Origin of the sequence: Moraxella sp. CTOTU46711 (assembly GCF_031975715.1) — a bacterium.
Lineage (GTDB): Bacteria > Pseudomonadota > Gammaproteobacteria > Pseudomonadales > Moraxellaceae > Faucicola.
This window is the reverse complement of record NZ_DALYMP010000008.1, coordinates 54594-70141: the sequence shown is the minus strand read 5'-3', so window position 1 is coordinate 70141 and position 15548 is coordinate 54594. Positions and strand designations below refer to the sequence as shown.

Sequence of the window (15548 nt, the reverse complement as noted above, 5' to 3'; positions counted from 1 at the left end):
CTGTGATTAGTGGACAATAGCCTGTTATTAGAACATTGCGTTTTCATTTGCTGCGCTATTATCATCAGATTGAAGGGAGAAATTTAGTTCATTTTCATCAATTTTATTGGCCGATTTACTCTCCAGCTTAATGAGTAGGCGTAAATCATTGGGTGAGTCAGCGTGTTTGATGGCATCGCGGTAAGTGATTTCGCCATTTTCATACAAATCAAACAACGCTTGGTCAAAGGTTTGCATACCGAGTTCACGAGAGCGTTTCATCACGGGCTTAATTTCGTGGACTTCCCCTTTACGGATGTAATCACAAATCAGTTGCGAATTGAGTAAAATTTCAATCGCAGCGCGGCGACCTTTACCATCAGGGGTGGCAATCAATTGCTGTGCCACAATGGCGCGAAGGTTTAAGGACAAATCCATCAAAATCTGCTCATGATGTTCTGCTTCGAAGAAGTGAATGATACGGTCAATCGCTTGGTTGGCATTGTTGGCGTGGAGGGTAGCAAAGACCAAGTGTCCTGTTTCGGCATATTGAATGGCATAATCCATGGTTTCGCGGGTACGAATCTCGCCAATCAAAATCACATCAGGCGCTTGACGCAGGGTATTTTTTAATCCTGCTTCAAATGACTTGGTATCAATGCCAACTTCGCGTTGGGTGATGATACAGCCTTTATGCTCATGGACGTATTCAATCGGGTCTTCGATGGTGATAATATGACCGCGCGAATTTTCGTTGCGGTAACCCATCATAGCCGCCAGCGTGGTAGATTTACCCGTACCCGTCGCGCCGACCAGTAGCACGATACCGCGTTTTTTCATGGCAATTTCATTCAAAATCGGCGGCAGATTGAGTTGCTCTACCGTCGGAATTTTGGTTTCAATTTTACGTAGCACCATACCCGCACAGTCTTTTTGGACAAAGGCAGAAACACGAAAGCGGGCGTTTTGGTGTTTGTCACTAATGGCAAACTGGCATTCGAGGGTTTCATCAAATTCTTTGATTTGACTAGGCGTCATCACGCTTTTGACCAGCGTCATCGATTGTTCTGGGGTCAGCGCTGACTTGGTGACTGGCATGATAGTACCATTGACTTTCATTGATGGTGGCGCATCGGCGGTGATAAAAAGGTCAGAGCCGTTTTTTTGTACCATTAGCTGCAGTAATTTATCAAAATCCATAACAGGTGCCTCGCATTGGTTCTATAAATTTTTAGAAACCGTGTTTTGATAAACATTGTTTCTATAAGATAATTTCTATAAAACGGTGATTACATAAAGCTTTCAGGTTGTTTGGCATATTGGCGCGCCGATTCTTTGCTAATCACGCCTTTATTGACCAGTTCGCGAAGACTTTGATCAAGTGTGGTCATACCATCGCCTGCACTGGTTTGGATGGCAGAGTACATTTGAGCGACTTTGTTTTCACGAATCAAGTTACGAATCGCAGGCGTACCAATCATGATTTCATGCGCGGCGACACGACCACCTGTTTGGCGTTTGAGTAGCGATTGCGAGATAACTGCTTGCAGCGATTCAGATAACATCGCACGAATCATGTCTTTTTCTGCGGCGGGAAACACATCGACCACACGGTCAATGGTCTTGGCAGCAGATGAGGTATGTAATGTCCCAAATACCAAGTGCCCTGTTTCAGCAGCGGTCAATGCCAACCGGATGGTCTCAAGGTCACGCATCTCACCGACAAGAATAACATCGGGGTCTTCACGTAGGGCAGAGCGCAGCGCGGCGTCAAAGCTTAAGGTATCACGGTGCACTTCCCGTTGGTTGATGAGGGATTTTTTTGATTGATGCACAAATTCAATCGGGTCTTCGATAGTTAAGATATGTTCTTTACGGTTTTCGTTGATATAGTTAATCATCGCCGCAAGGGTGGTTGACTTACCTGAACCCGTTGGACCTGTGACCAGTACCACGCCGCGTTTGTAGTTAGAGATTTTCTCAAAAATCGGTCCCATCCCAAGCTGCTCCATCGTCAAGACCTCAGATGGAATGGTACGAAATACCGCACCTGCGCCACGGTTTTGGTTAAAAGCATTGACACGAAAGCGCGCCACATTAGGAATTTCAAACGAAAAATCGGTTTCAAAAAACTCTTCATAATCGGCACGTTGTTTGTCGTTCATGATGTCATAAATCAAACTATGCACTTTTTGGTGATCGAGCGGCGGCATGTTGATTTTGGTGATTTCACCATCTACCCGAATCATCGGTGGTAAGCCTGCTGAAATGTGTAAGTCAGAGGCTTTATTTTTGAATGCAAAACGCAACAAATCGTCAATCGATAATTCCTTTGCCATGATAGTGAATCCTACAGGTGGGTAATGAAAATACAAAAGCAGCAATAGAAAAAAGCCGCGGGAAAAAAAGATAGCTATACTATAATCATCCGCCCACAAAAAAAACAGAAAAAACTGACTAGAGATCATAGTTTTTTGTTGATTTTAGCTTATGTTAAACTCAATTGGAAAATTGGGCACACAAGTGCAAAAAAAACGTTACCTTAACCCGGTAGCCATCAAGCCAGTCCCCTATCAACAGAAAAAGTTCAACAGGAAAAGTTAACCATGCAAACATTCGACGCACAACAGCCATCGGCGACAATCGCAACAGACGCTGAAGACCAAGCCTTGATAGCGCGTTGGCAACAGGTGAAAACTGACGTTGCTAGGCTCAATCCAACTGTCAAACTGCTTGCCGTATCCAAAACCAAACCCAACTGGATGATTCGCACGTTAGCGCAGCAAGGTCAGCAGGATTTTGGTGAAAACTATGTGCAAGAAGCGGTGACAAAAATCGCAGTACTCAAAGATGTTACTGCCAACGAGCAGCCATTGGTGTGGCATTATATCGGTCATATCCAGCGTAACAAGACCAAAGAGTTGGCAGCGCATTTTGATTGGGTGCATGGGGTCGATCGCTTAATTATTGCCCAGCGTCTCAATGAGCAAAGGGGTGAACACCTTCCGCCACTCAATATCTGTATCGAAGTCAATATTGACGATGAAGCCAGTAAATCAGGTTGCCAGCCAGACCAGTTACCCGAATTGGTGACACAGATTAGTCAATTACCCAACTTGCAATTACGCGGACTGATGATTATCCCCGCCAAAAATTCCGCGTCTGCCTTTGTCAAAACCCAGCAATTATTTGAGCAAAACAAGCGCTATCATGCACATCCTGAGCAGTGGGATACTTTGTCAATGGGCATGAGCGGCGATATTGAGCAAGCCATTACCGCAGGCGCCACCATCGTTCGTATTGGCACCGCCATTTTTGGGGCAAGAGATTAGTGTAAATGATGGTGTAAAAAGACAGCAATTTAACAATTTTTAGCCGCTTTTACTCAACTATTAAGCAGGGTCAGTTACACATTGCCCCTGCTTTTTTTACATTACACCAAAATAAATACGAGGTAATAGGCGGTTATTTAACCCAATGTCGTATTAAATCAACGATTTTATTACCCAATTATTGCTGTACGCTTTCTATAAGCTTTCTGTAAGCAAATTAGCTTACATTGTAATATTTTTTAACATTTTATGGAGAAAAGATATCCACATCCAAAAAACTTTATTGGTATGATGGCGTTGTTTTACAGAATGTAACCAATACAATAGTTATGTAATTTTTATCCGTATATCAACTTTTTAGCTTCTAGCAATCAATTTTGATATAGCCCATATACGGATAAAAGTTCTGAACGGATTAAAGCCCTATGAACTTTCTTCAAAAAACTTTATTAACCGCTCTACCTTGTGTCTTTTTCAGCCTAGCCCCAACCGCTGCCAATGCCGACAATGGTATCACAGAATATTTCGGTAGCTTTAACTCAAGTGTTTCTCAAAATCCAGAGGGTGGCTCAAAAGTAGATAGCCTCATTGCAAAAGCCAAAAACTTTATCGGCTTACCATACCGCTGGGGTGGTACTAGCCCAACGAGTGGTTTTGATTGTAGCGGCTTTATGCAATATGTTTATAAACAAACCGCCAACATCAATCTACCACGTACCTCAGGCAGCATGGCACAAGTGGGTGAACGTATTAACCGTAGTGAGTTAAAACCAGGCGATATGGTGTTTTTCTCTCACGGTGGTGGCCGTATCTCTCATGTGGGCATGTACATCGGTGAAGGTCGTTTTATTCATTCACCATCAACCGGCAAAAGTATTTCTATTACAAGTTTAGATTCTGGCTATTGGGCAAATAAATTCGTGACAGCGCGCCGTGTGTTGGACGCTTGAGTGTAATTAAGAACATTATTAAATAATATTGTTGAAAAAACTAATAAAGTTAAAACTCTGTAAAATGTTGATCAAGGTAAGCCAATGCTTACCTTTTTTATTTTGTCGAGGAAATTTTGATAAAATAGATAAGTCAAGAATAATTAAAAAAAATTAAACATTTACCCATTGGTCATTAATAAAGTATTAGAATGAAGCAACAATACCTTATATAATCTTTAGGGTAAGTTAAATGCAAACGACTAAAACTAATCAATGACTGACAAAACCGTCTTGATTTGTTTAATACGTGACGCCCTCTTTTAATAGATTTATTGATTTTGCAATAATCCTATGACCCAAACCGCCTTGCCAAGCTTTAAAGAACAATTGCAGCAAACGCTAAAATTTTTTAGCTTTAAACCTTCGCTATATATCAATTCGCCAAGAGTCAACAGTACCAATAAATTCATGTTGTTTATTATGTTGGCATTGGTTGAGACATTTTTTCATTTAGTTTGGTATGCGACGGTTCTTGTCATCACATCGCCCATAGATATCTTTCCCTTTGCGCACAAGTTTAACCAACTCTTTAATCGCAGCTTGATGATAAATGTTACTTATTTGGGACTCGCGATGGTGTTATTTTGCGGGTATTCACTATGGGTTATCACCCGCATTCCTGAACAGTCAAGACTTTGGCGGGAGTACCAAATCTTTTTTGTAATCATCTATTTGATTTATGAAAATCTTTTTATCGTCTGGATTGGCAACAACAGCGCGCTTGAAGGCGTAATGCTCATCAGTGCCACAGGTCTTGGGATGGTGCTATTAAGATGGCGACTGGTCTGGGTGTCATTTGTCAGTTGTATTGTTGCATTATTTATTTTTAATATGAGTAATAGCATGAACTGGTGGCAATTGTTGCCTAGGTTGTATCCAAGCTTAGCAGCGCGTAGTCATTGGCTCTGGGGATTGTCTTTTAGCTTTTTGGTAACCGCCAAGGCAACGGTCACGCTGTATTGTATTTTGCAGGGCATGAAAGTCATGAGTTTTCAGCGCCGCAAAATTTATGATTTGCTAGAAGCCGATGCGCTCACCGATATTGCCAATCGGCGTACCATTTATAGTTTTTTGAATTATTTATGGCAACGTAAAAGCGATTGGAACACGCTTAGTGTGATTTATATTGATTTGGACAAATTTAAACATATCAATGACGAATACGGTCATGACGCTGGTGATGCGACATTGATTTGTACTGCAAATACCTTAAAAAACTTCTTACCGACAGGGACGATGTTTGGACGTATGGGCGGGGAAGAGTTTTGTATCATCTTGCCAAATACCGGGATTGAGCAAGCTGCCGATATGGCAGAACAGCTGCGCCAAGCGTTTGAAAAGCAAGTGGTGAGATATGGAATTTTTGATACAGAAATTCAATTTACCGCAAGCTTAGGTATTGCCAGCGTTTATCAAAATCATGGGGGAGATAGCGACTGCACGGTTGATAATCGCGGTTTTATCGAATATATGCGTGAGTATATGCATAGCTTACCGACCATGCCTGCACTGCCGCCTGCCCTTGAGCGAATTATCAAATGCTCCGATTTGGCAATGCAGCAAGCCAAAGCCAATGGTCGCAACTGTGTGGTCAAAGGTCAATGTTATTTATTGATGACGCAAAGCAATCAGCCTTCATAACTCAGTGGTGAGTACCTAGCTTGCAATAAGCGTATCAATCATCGTTGTCGCAAAACTGCCTGCCGGCAATTCAAAATCTAACACCAATGTCTCACCGTCTTGCCAAACCCATTGCAAGTTACTGGGCAGCATACGCAGGGGGCGGCGCTGCTGCTTTAAACCAAACTCAATCAAACCTTGACTTAGCTGCTGATAAATGGGATTGTCAGTGATGACTGATAGTTCTAATGCGTTAACCTTACCACTACTTTTTAGCTCACCCGCGCCCCACATCGGTGCAGTCAAATGGATATCGCCACTTTGTAGCCTTGATATCATGGTATCATCTATATGCTGTGCCACAAAAATACTGTTCGAACCCGCCAAATTCATCACGTCGCCATCAAGCGGTTGGTTCCAGATGCCCAATTCGATACGTTTTACCAAGATAGCATTGAATAATTCACTACGCGCTGCCGACAGATACAGACTGATTTTATCTTGGTCAAATTTGCGATGAATTTTTTTACCTTGAATCGTATGATGGGTAAATAGTTCGATAGCGGCATCAATATTATTGGCATCTTGCCCAAAGCGCTGCTCACCAAAATAATTGGGAAAACCTTGTGTTTTGATGGTCGCAAGTTGTTGCTCGATGGCAGCTTTCTCACCCACCACGTCGCGTAGGGTGATAATAAATTGATTGGCTTGGTGGGTACCGCGACCCAGTTTTTTGTGATGCCAATGCTGTGCCAGTATTTCTAGCGTTTCATCGCTAGCTAATTTGGTCTGGACAAATTGCTCAAAGTTTTGTTCAGGGGCAATTTTTTTCGGCAAGCGAAGACTAAACCATTGTGTCGTCACCGCATGACGATCTTTGAGCCCCGAGTATCCCACATCCTTGAGTGGAATGCCTGCCCATTGAGATAACACTTTTGCCACAAAATTGGTATTCATTCGGGTCTTTTGAATATGAACCCAAAGATGTTCGCCTGTATGGCTGCATTCAATCCCAAGTTTTTCATGGACAATAAAATCAGTGGGTTGTTGTTTATAAATAGCGGACTCAATCGCAGGGGTATAGGGTGAAGGCAGTTTTGGCATGCTAGTATTACTTGTAAAAGGTTTATTTTAACAAATGGATGATTGATAAACCATCTCGATTACAGATTCGATTATAGCAGCGCTTTATTATCGGCATGCTTTATTGTCTTATGCTAATAGGTTAAAAATATGACGGCAACAACAATGACGTCAAATACGGCTTGAATGCCAAAGTAATAGACAATAAAGTAGTGCTTGCTAAGTTAAGTGTGTTGGCTAATTTAGATGAATTGGGTGCATTGGGTGGCAAAATCGGTCATCCTGACTTGGCAAAATGTTTAACCCATCCTATTTTTTAGCGAATGTGAGCATAAAAAGAGAAAAAACATGAAAAACCCTGATAGCGATATCGATAAAAACGCTGTGCAATTACGCGTTGCCACGCAACAAGACGTCGAAAATTTGGTCACTTTGCTCAATCGCTGTTACCGCTCAGATGAAGGCTGGACCAATGAAGCTGCTCTAATTGGTGGGATTCGTACCACGACCGAGGAAATGACAGCCCTAATAGACAACCCCAACGTTTATCTGTTCGTGTTTGAAAATCCGCACGATAGCGATGATTTGCTTGGGTGTATTTCTGTGGATTTCTCACCCATTAACCATCAGCCAGCGGCGTATATTGGTACTTTTGCGGTTCATCCTAATTTGCAAGGTAGAGGCATTGGCGATACGATGTTGTCTGCGGTAGAAACGTTTGCTATCAGACACGCCTATGCCAAAAACTTAACCCATTTACCTTTAACCCATTTGTCCATGTCGATTTTAAGTCATCGACCAGAGCTGTTAAGTTATTATCAGCGCCGCGGTTATCTACTGACAGGGGAGAGGATGGCATTTCCAAGAGACGGCAACAATGGCGACCCCAAGCGTGATGATGTATTTTTAGAGTTTTTGCAAAAACCCATTCGCAAATAAAGCATCCGTCAAAGCTCGCTAATACAATCGAATAACAATAATCGTCATGCTTAGCAATAAAGTCTTAAGGGTATTTTATATAATGGTTGCAATAATTTTTTACACAATAATTTTAAACAAAAGGAAATCATGATGAAAAAATGTGCCAAAACCTATTCACTAGCGCTAAGTTGCATGATAGCAGGAACGCTGGCAATGACAGGCTGTCAAACCATAGCGGATAATAACTTAGGGATGTCTAACCCGACCCAAGCGGTCACCTTACCGTTATCCGATGCCACGTTGCAAAATTATCGCTGGCAATTGGTCTCGGTGACTGATTTGGCGGGTAAACCCACTAAACCTGAATTGCTTAACCAAGCCAAACCGCTATTGGTCAGCTTTGATAAAGGTCGTGTCAGCTTCGACAACACCTGCAATCGTATGTGGGGCAATTATAGCCTGACCCATGACAATGTATTGATAAAAAATATCGTTTCCACGCGCATGATGTGTATGCCAGAATCGCGCATGGCATTTGATGCCGCTGCACCATCCACACTACAAGGGCAATTTAAACTGACCCAAGATAGCAAAGGCACACCGATGTTGACGGTAACCGATAACAACCAAATCAGTCTATTTAAAGCGATTGCCAACTAATGTTTTTCATTGAATTAAAGCTGGGTAACCTCAAACTACCTCTATGCCTGCTTCATCTTCAATAACTATATCGGTTTCTGTCAACGCCTGTTGTTGCCAAGTCTGCATGCTTGGGTGAGCAAGCATTTTTTGTATATAGATTAAAGTCATGGATTGTAACTCTATATCGGAGGCTTCTGCGTAAGTGATGAGGCGAAAAATAATCGGGGCAAAAAATACATCAGCGACACTAAATTCGCCTAATAAATAACCCTCAGAGCCATTTTGTTTAAAGCCTTCGGTTACGATGGCTTCAAACCGCGCCAAGTCGCTTAAACAGGGTGCGGAAGGTGCAATGTTGCGCCTAGCTCGAATATTCATTGGCATTTCATTGCGCAGTGCAGAAAATCCACTGTGCATTTCACCCAGTAAACTCATGGCGAAGTGCGGCTGGTTACCCCAGATGTTTTGCGTAATTAAGTATTTTTCCGCATATAAAGCAATGCCGACACTGTCCCAAATCGTTTTATCTTCATGTAACAGTACAGGCACTTGACCCAGTGGCGTATAGGTCGTCAAAATCTCTTGATTACTCGGATGAAATAGCTTAATGGGCATTTCATCAAACGCTACACCGAAGGCATGCAGCATAAGCCATGCGCGCAAAGACCAAGAGGAGTAGTTTTTATTACCAATAATTAAAGTGGGTTTGTGAAAACAATTCATTTGATTACCAAAAGTTTTAGCTGTCACTGTCTTATTTCCCCATGCCCAAACACAATCCATTTTTGCGATGTTAAACCTTCAAGACCCACAGGGCCGCGCGCATGGATTTTATCGGTAGAGATACCAATCTCTGCACCCAAACCATATTCAAACCCATCGGCAAAGCGGGTTGATGCATTGACCATCACGCTACTAGAGTCAACTTCACGCATGAATGTTAACGATTTTGAGTAGTTTTCGGTGATAATCGCATCGGTATGGTGTGAGCCATGGGTATTGATATGGGCAATGGCTTCGTCGATATCGGCGACTACTTTAATCGCCAAAATTGGCGCCAAATATTCGGTATCCCAATCTGCTTCACTCGCCGCTGACAGATGACCTGTTAATTCAGCGGTATCGCTCAAGATGGCTAAGGTTTTTGCACAGCCGCGTAATTGCATGGCACTGTCTGCAGCGACAATGGCACTAGCGATTGGCGGCAGGGCTTGCGCAGCGATTTGGCTATCAATCAGCAGCGTTTCCATGGTATTACAAGTGCCGTAGCGATGCGTTTTGGCATTGACGCAAATAGCGGTTGCCATAGTCAAATTTGCATCGCGATCGACAAAGGTATGACAGTTACCATCTAGGTGCTTGATGACAGGCACGCGCGCTTCATTGCTGATACGCTCAATCAGGCTTTTACCACCTCGCGGCACAATCACATCGACATAGCGATTCATGGTGATAAGTTCCCCCACTGCCGCGCGGTCGGTGGTTTCGACCACTTGCACAGCGGCCTCTGGCAAACCAACTGCTTGTAAACCTTGTTTGACGCACGCAGCCAATGCTTGGTTAGAATAAAACGCTTCTGACCCCCCACGTAATATAATCGCATTGCCAGATTTTAATGCCAAAGACGCAGCTTCAATCGTCACATTGGGGCGAGATTCATAAATCATCCCGACCACACCCAGCGGCACGCGCATTTTACCTAGCTGAATACCCGATGGACGAAATGTCATATCCGTGACCTCGCCAATTGGGTCAGGTAACATGGCGACATCTTTTAGCCCTTGTAACATGCCTTCAAAACGCGCATCGGTGAGTGCTAATCGGTCAAGTAGTGCGTCATCCAGTCCTTTTTGTTGACCGTTTTGCATATCGGTGGCATTGGCAGCCAACACCTGCGATTTGGCTTGTTGCAGGGCGTCATAGATAGCGAGTAGGGCACTATTTTTGAGCGCGGTGTCTGCTTTTGCCAAAATCGCTGAAGCGGCGCGCGCTTGCTGTCCCACGGTTTGCATATAATGTTTGGTATCAGTCATGGTTTGCATAGTCAGTCCCTAATATAATCATCGCTTCATCATAACAACTTCAATCCAAAAATGGAATTTAGAAAGTTTTTACAGACAAAAATTAATGGTTATGACTCAATCTAAAAACAAGCGCTAAAGACCGGCGCCATAAAATAAAGTTAAATGAGAGAAAAAGTTGCGTTTTAGTAGCGTTTTAAGCGAAAATAGACAGTTTTTTTCCACCTATCGTCAAATTTTGGATTGAATATCATGTCAGATGCTATGCCAAACTTACAGCGTCCTGTAGCCTTGCAACTTAACAATATCCACAAGAACTTTGGATCGCTTGAAGTACTAAAAGGTGTATCGTTGACCGCTTATGATGGCGATGTCATCTCAATTCTCGGCTCGAGCGGTTCGGGCAAATCCACCTTGCTACGCTGTATAAATTTGCTTGAAAACCCCTCGCAAGGAGAGGTTTTTTTGGGCAATGAAGCATTGGTATTAAAACCGAATAAATCCGGGGATTTGGTTGCCGCTAATCAACGTCAGCTTGAGCAGTTTCGCTCAAAAATGGGCTTTGTGTTCCAAAACTTTAACCTATGGCCACACCGGACTATTTTGCAAAACATCATTGAGGGGCCGACCCAAGTCCTAAAAATCGCCAAAGACCAAGCCATCAGTGAAGCTGAAGTGCTACTAAAACGCGTAGGACTACTGGATAAAAAAGACGCTTACCCAGAAAACTTATCGGGTGGGCAACGCCAGCGTATCGCTATCGCTCGTTCGCTAGCGATGAAGCCCCAAGTATTGCTATTTGATGAGCCAACCTCTGCCCTCGACCCAGAATTGGTCAATGAAGTATTAGCGGTGATGAAATCGCTTGCTGAAGAAGGTCGCACCATGCTGATTGTCACCCATGAAATGCGTTTTGCGCGCGATGTATCAAGCCAAGTGGTGTTCTTGCATGAGGGACGTATCGAAGAAATAGGCACACCCGAGCAGGTGTTTGACAATCCGCAATCAGCGCGGGTGAAAGACTTTATGGCAAGCCATCAAAAATAATCCAAACAACCTATGAGCCGTCAATCGCCATGCGATTGGCGGTTTTGTAATTTTAGACATTGGAAAAAATTTATTTGATTTAATTGTTGCTGCATACGTTTTTCACTTGCAAAAATGTTAATTTATGTTAATTTTAACTAAATTGTAAACTCGCATTTATTTTAGTCGCATTGATTTTAAATATTGAAATCGCTGAAAGCGAAACCTGATATTAAATCGCTTTTTACTCAAAAATTTCATTTGTAAGGAACATCCATGCAATCAACCTTGAATTCAACCTACTCAAAACTCGCCTTGGCAACGGTATGTGCAGTTAGCATGGGATTAACCGCCTGTCAAAAACCTGCTGAAAAAACAGAAGGTACAGCCGCGAGCCAACCCGCTGCCGGTGCCAGCACAGGTAAAAAAATTCGTATTGCCACTGAAGGCGCCTACAAACCATTTAACTACACCAATGCCGATGGCACATTAGGCGGTTATGACGTGGATGTTGCCAAAGCCGTGTGTGCTCAAGCGAAACTCGACTGCGAAATCGTGGCGCAAGATTGGGACGGTATCTTACCAGGCTTGATGGCGAGAAAATATGATGCGGTTGCCGCGGGTATGTCAATTACCCCAGAGCGTTCAGCGCAAGTGGATTTCACCACGCCTTATTTTAAAAATACCATGGTTTGGGTCGCTGCCAAAGGTGGCAAATTCAACCCACAAGCGATTTCAGGGCTAAAAATCGGCGGTCAACGCTCAACCACTATGGCACAGTACCTTCAAGATAAGCTGAGCAAAACCAACGAAATCAAATTGTATGACAACTATGACAACGCCTATATTGACCTAAAATCAGGTCGTATTGATTCAGTGCTGTCTGAAAAAGTAACCGCAAGCGAATGGCTAAAACAAAACAGCAACTACCAAATCGTAGGCAGTGAGATGGATAATGGTGACAACATCGCAATGGCCATTCGCAAAGGCGATCCACTAAAAGCAGAATTTGACAAAGCTTTAGATGCGCTACAAAGCAATGGCGAGTTGGCAAAATTACAAAAGCAACATTTTGGTAATTAGTTGACGTTGTATCGAGCGATTTAATATTTACACAACAGATGTGGGTGACCCTCAAATTTTGACAAAAGGTGTTGTTATGAAACAGTTATCGGTTTTGGGTGTATCGTCGTTAGCCATTTTGATGGGGGTAACTGCCTGTCAAAAACCTGCTGAAAAACCGGCAGACACGGTAGCAGCAAGTAATGCTACCACAGCAGCAAGCGCAGATATGCCACAGATTCGTATCGCTACCGAATCAAGCTTTGTCCCCTTTAGTTATAAAGATGCCAATGGCAAATTAATCGGCTTTGAGATTGATTTGGCAGATGCGCTATGTGCTGAAGCCAAACTAAAATGTGAAGTGATTTCCCAAGATTGGGATGGACTGATTCCAGGGTTACAAGCACAAAAATACAATGCCATCATGGCAGGGATGTCAGACACCGCAGAGCGTCGCCAAGTGGTGGCATTTAGCGACCCATACTTTACCAATAACCTCGTTGTGATTGGCAAAAAAGGGGTAGAAAAAGGCGCTGATGACTTAGCGGGCAAATCCGTGGGTGCGCAGCGTTCAACGACTGCCGCTGAGTACTTAGCCAAAAACTTCCCAAAAGCCACCCCAAAACTGTATGACACCCAAGATAATGCCTATCTTGACTTAGAATCGGGTCGTACAGATTTGATGATTTCTGACAGCGCCCCAGCGCTATCATGGTTAAAAACCGCCAAAGGTCAAGGTTTTGAAGTCAAAGGGCAACCAATCAATATTGATGACAAAATTGCCATTGCCTTTCGTCAAAATGATCCATTGATTGGCAAATTCAACACCGCACTGGCAGCGCTAAAAGCCAATGGTACTTATGATAAAATCAGCCAAAAATATTTTGCAGATTTGCCGAAATAAGCCGTTAAATAACTGATTAAGCTGTTCGTTTTCTTACAACTCACAAGTAAAATTTTGTCATGTGTTGGATGTTAAAAATTAGGAGTATCAGGTGAAAGCAAATATTTCATTATTAGGTAGTTTGGCATTGGCAGGTCTAGCGCTAGTGGGTTGTCAAAAACCTGCAGAAAAAACGGCGGCAACGACGGGTAGCACAGCCGCTTCTACAACGGCGAGTAGTAGCACTGAGACATCGAGCAATATGGCAGGCAAAACCATTCGCATCGCCACTGAAGGGACTTATAAACCCTTTAGTATCACCAAAGCGGATGGTAGTTTGACAGGTTTTGACGTGGATTTTATGCAGGCCTTGTGTGCACAAATGAAAGCCAACTGTGAAATCAAGCCACAAGATTGGGATGGTTTATTGCCAGGCTTGATGGCAAAAAAATATGACGTGGTAATTGATGCCATGTCTATCACCCCCGAGCGTCAGGCGCAAGTCGATTTTACCGACCCCTATTTTACCAATACGTTGGTGTTTTTAACCAAACAAGGTAGCCCTATCAATCCGGATGACCCTGCTCAGATTGACAGCCATAAAGTTGCGGCGCAGCGTTCAACGCTATCGACCCAGTGGATGGAAAAAAATCACCCAAAAGCCAAGCTAAACCTGTATGAAGGGTTGGACAATGCGTTTATGGACTTGGCAGCAGGGCGCTCAGATATGATGATTTCGGATAAAGCCCCGGCCGCTTATTGGCTGACCACGCCAGAAGGTAAAGGCTTTGAAATCAAAGGTAAAGAGATTGATGTCAATGACAAAATGGGTATTATTGTCCGTAAAGGCGACCCACTGCGTTTAGAATTTAACAAAGCGATTGCTACGTTAAAATCAAATGGCACGTATGACAAAATCTATAACCAATATTTTGGCAATGCAACCACCACAACAGCGGCGGCAAGCAGCGTGGCAGTTACGGTCTCTAGTACTACAACGACCACGACCACTGTGGCAAGTACTAGCAAGTAACTTAACCAAGCGCTGGGGTTTAGTCAAAAACTGGGTGAAAAGTCACTCAGTTTTTTGTTTTTTTGATGGTTTTTGATAGGGCAATCACGTAAAATTGCACCCTGCAAAAAACAAAGCAAAAGGTTATATCCATTATCACCTTTTGTCTATGTGACGGTAAAACTGCGTTTTAAGCATTTTTTGGGTAATAGGTCAGCAAACAGAGTTAACAAGACAGGGTATCGATATTGTGTTAGATCTACAAGGTTTTGGGCAGCTATTATTAAGTGGCGCTTGGGTCACCATCAAACTGGCATTGACTAGTTTGGTCATTGGGCTGATTTTGGGATTATTGGGCGCGACCGCTAAGATGTCACGGTTTAAAGTGCTCAACGCCATCGCCACCGCTTACACCACGATTATCCGTGGTATTCCAGAACTGCTGTCAGTCATGTTTATTTACTTTGGCGGCTCGATGTTGATGGGTCTTATTCTATCGCAATTTGGCAATACGGGATACGTGGATGTCAGTCCGTTCTGGGCGGGGGTTACAGCACTGTCTGTGGCATTTGGTGCGTATGCGACCGAAACTTTTCGTATGGCATTTCAAGAGATTCCAAAAGGTCAAGCCGAAGCGGCGCAAGCGATTGGCATGAAAAAATTTCAAATACTCTGGCGAGTGACGTTGCCACAAGTGTGGCGTATTGCACTGCCAGGACTGGGTAATTTGTTTTTGGTACTGCTCAAAGATACCGCGTTGGTTTCTGTGGTCGGGCTTGAAGATATCATGCGCCACGCCAAAACGGCAGCGACTTCCACGCAAAGCCCGTTTACTTTTTATATGGCAGCAGCATTGTTGTACTTGAGTCTGACCGTCATCATCACCGGTGTGATTATGTGGCTAGAATGGGTCAATAACCCAGCAGAGCGTTATGCAAAACGCCTGCAAAAAATCGGCATGGCAAAATAGGGGAT

General features: G+C 43.3%; 16 protein-coding genes. 11 read left to right on the top strand and 5 right to left on the bottom strand.

The annotated features are described in order from the left end of the window. Window positions 1–27 precede the first annotated feature (27 nt). Together RTJ53_RS10110 and RTJ53_RS10105 are read right to left on the bottom strand one after the other, a co-directional pair. Entirely contained in the window at window positions 28–1179 is a 1152-nt protein-coding gene (locus tag RTJ53_RS10110) for a PilT/PilU family type 4a pilus ATPase (protein WP_312276846.1), read from the bottom strand. 89 nt (window positions 1180–1268) lie between these two features. After that, on the bottom strand, window positions 1269–2318 hold the full coding sequence (locus RTJ53_RS10105) for a type IV pilus twitching motility protein PilT (protein WP_128680027.1): 1050 nt from the start codon (window positions 2316–2318) through the stop codon (window positions 1269–1271). Window positions 2319–2585: 267 nt separating this feature from the next. Here RTJ53_RS10105 and RTJ53_RS10100 point away from each other — a divergent pair, with 267 nt between their 5' ends. From RTJ53_RS10100 to RTJ53_RS10090, 3 genes are all read left to right on the top strand, one after another. Then, the gene (locus tag RTJ53_RS10100; RefSeq protein WP_312276845.1) at window positions 2586–3311 is read left to right on the top strand and encodes a YggS family pyridoxal phosphate-dependent enzyme; all 726 of its coding nucleotides are present in this window, start codon (window positions 2586–2588) and stop codon (window positions 3309–3311) included. 425 nt (window positions 3312–3736) lie between these two features. Beyond that, window positions 3737–4261: a C40 family peptidase gene (locus tag RTJ53_RS10095; protein ID WP_312276844.1), complete on the top strand. Its 525-nt coding sequence runs from the start codon at window positions 3737–3739 to the stop codon at window positions 4259–4261. 333 nt (window positions 4262–4594) lie between these two features. Further along, window positions 4595–5944 carry a GGDEF domain-containing protein gene (locus RTJ53_RS10090; RefSeq protein WP_312276843.1) on the top strand — a complete coding sequence of 450 codons (1350 nt, stop codon included), beginning with the start codon at window positions 4595–4597 and terminating at the stop codon, window positions 5942–5944. A 15-nt stretch (window positions 5945–5959) separates the two neighbouring features. Here the strand turns inward: RTJ53_RS10090 and truD are convergent, their stop codons facing one another. Beyond that, window positions 5960–7027: a tRNA pseudouridine(13) synthase TruD gene (gene truD / locus RTJ53_RS10085; RefSeq protein ID WP_312276842.1), complete on the bottom strand. Its 1068-nt coding sequence runs from the start codon at window positions 7025–7027 to the stop codon at window positions 5960–5962. Between the two features lie 161 nt (window positions 7028–7188). Here truD and RTJ53_RS10080 point away from each other — a divergent pair, with 161 nt between their 5' ends. From RTJ53_RS10080 to RTJ53_RS10070, 3 genes are all read left to right on the top strand, one after another. Next, complete coding sequence (locus RTJ53_RS10080) at window positions 7189–7326, top strand: hypothetical protein (protein ID WP_312276841.1); 138 nt, start codon at window positions 7189–7191, stop codon at window positions 7324–7326. A 28-nt stretch (window positions 7327–7354) separates the two neighbouring features. Continuing rightward, window positions 7355–7945, top strand: coding sequence for a GNAT family N-acetyltransferase (locus tag RTJ53_RS10075; protein ID WP_312276840.1), 591 nt, complete (start codon window positions 7355–7357; stop codon window positions 7943–7945). Window positions 7946–8074: 129 nt separating this feature from the next. Then, on the top strand, window positions 8075–8587 hold the full coding sequence (locus RTJ53_RS10070) for an META domain-containing protein (RefSeq protein ID WP_312276839.1): 513 nt from the start codon (window positions 8075–8077) through the stop codon (window positions 8585–8587). A gap of 30 nt (window positions 8588–8617) precedes the next feature. Here the strand turns inward: RTJ53_RS10070 and RTJ53_RS10065 are convergent, their stop codons facing one another. Beyond that, on the bottom strand, window positions 8618–9292 hold the full coding sequence (locus tag RTJ53_RS10065; RefSeq protein ID WP_312276838.1) for a glutathione S-transferase family protein: 675 nt from the start codon (window positions 9290–9292) through the stop codon (window positions 8618–8620). 23 nt (window positions 9293–9315) lie between these two features. Then, window positions 9316–10611: a glutamate-5-semialdehyde dehydrogenase gene (locus RTJ53_RS10060; protein WP_409418158.1), complete on the bottom strand. Its 1296-nt coding sequence runs from the start codon at window positions 10609–10611 to the stop codon at window positions 9316–9318. Between the two features lie 231 nt (window positions 10612–10842). On the opposite strand from RTJ53_RS10060, the gene RTJ53_RS10055 reads away from it, so the two are divergent. The 5 genes from RTJ53_RS10055 (at window position 10843) to RTJ53_RS10035 (ending at window position 15543) form a co-directional block, all read left to right on the top strand. Then, a complete protein-coding gene (locus RTJ53_RS10055; RefSeq protein ID WP_312276837.1) occupies window positions 10843–11637 on the top strand; it encodes an ABC transporter ATP-binding protein in 795 nt (264 codons plus the stop codon). 255 nt (window positions 11638–11892) lie between these two features. Further along, a complete protein-coding gene (locus RTJ53_RS10050) occupies window positions 11893–12699 on the top strand; it encodes a transporter substrate-binding domain-containing protein (protein ID WP_312276836.1) in 807 nt (268 codons plus the stop codon). Between the two features lie 76 nt (window positions 12700–12775). Continuing rightward, the gene (locus RTJ53_RS10045) at window positions 12776–13582 is read left to right on the top strand and encodes an ABC transporter substrate-binding protein (protein WP_312276835.1); all 807 of its coding nucleotides are present in this window, start codon (window positions 12776–12778) and stop codon (window positions 13580–13582) included. Between the two features lie 91 nt (window positions 13583–13673). Beyond that, the gene (locus RTJ53_RS10040) at window positions 13674–14594 is read left to right on the top strand and encodes a transporter substrate-binding domain-containing protein (RefSeq protein WP_312276834.1); all 921 of its coding nucleotides are present in this window, start codon (window positions 13674–13676) and stop codon (window positions 14592–14594) included. Window positions 14595–14823: 229 nt separating this feature from the next. Further along, window positions 14824–15543 carry an ABC transporter permease gene (locus RTJ53_RS10035; RefSeq protein ID WP_007117180.1) on the top strand — a complete coding sequence of 240 codons (720 nt, stop codon included), beginning with the start codon at window positions 14824–14826 and terminating at the stop codon, window positions 15541–15543. Window positions 15544–15548 lie beyond the last annotated feature (5 nt).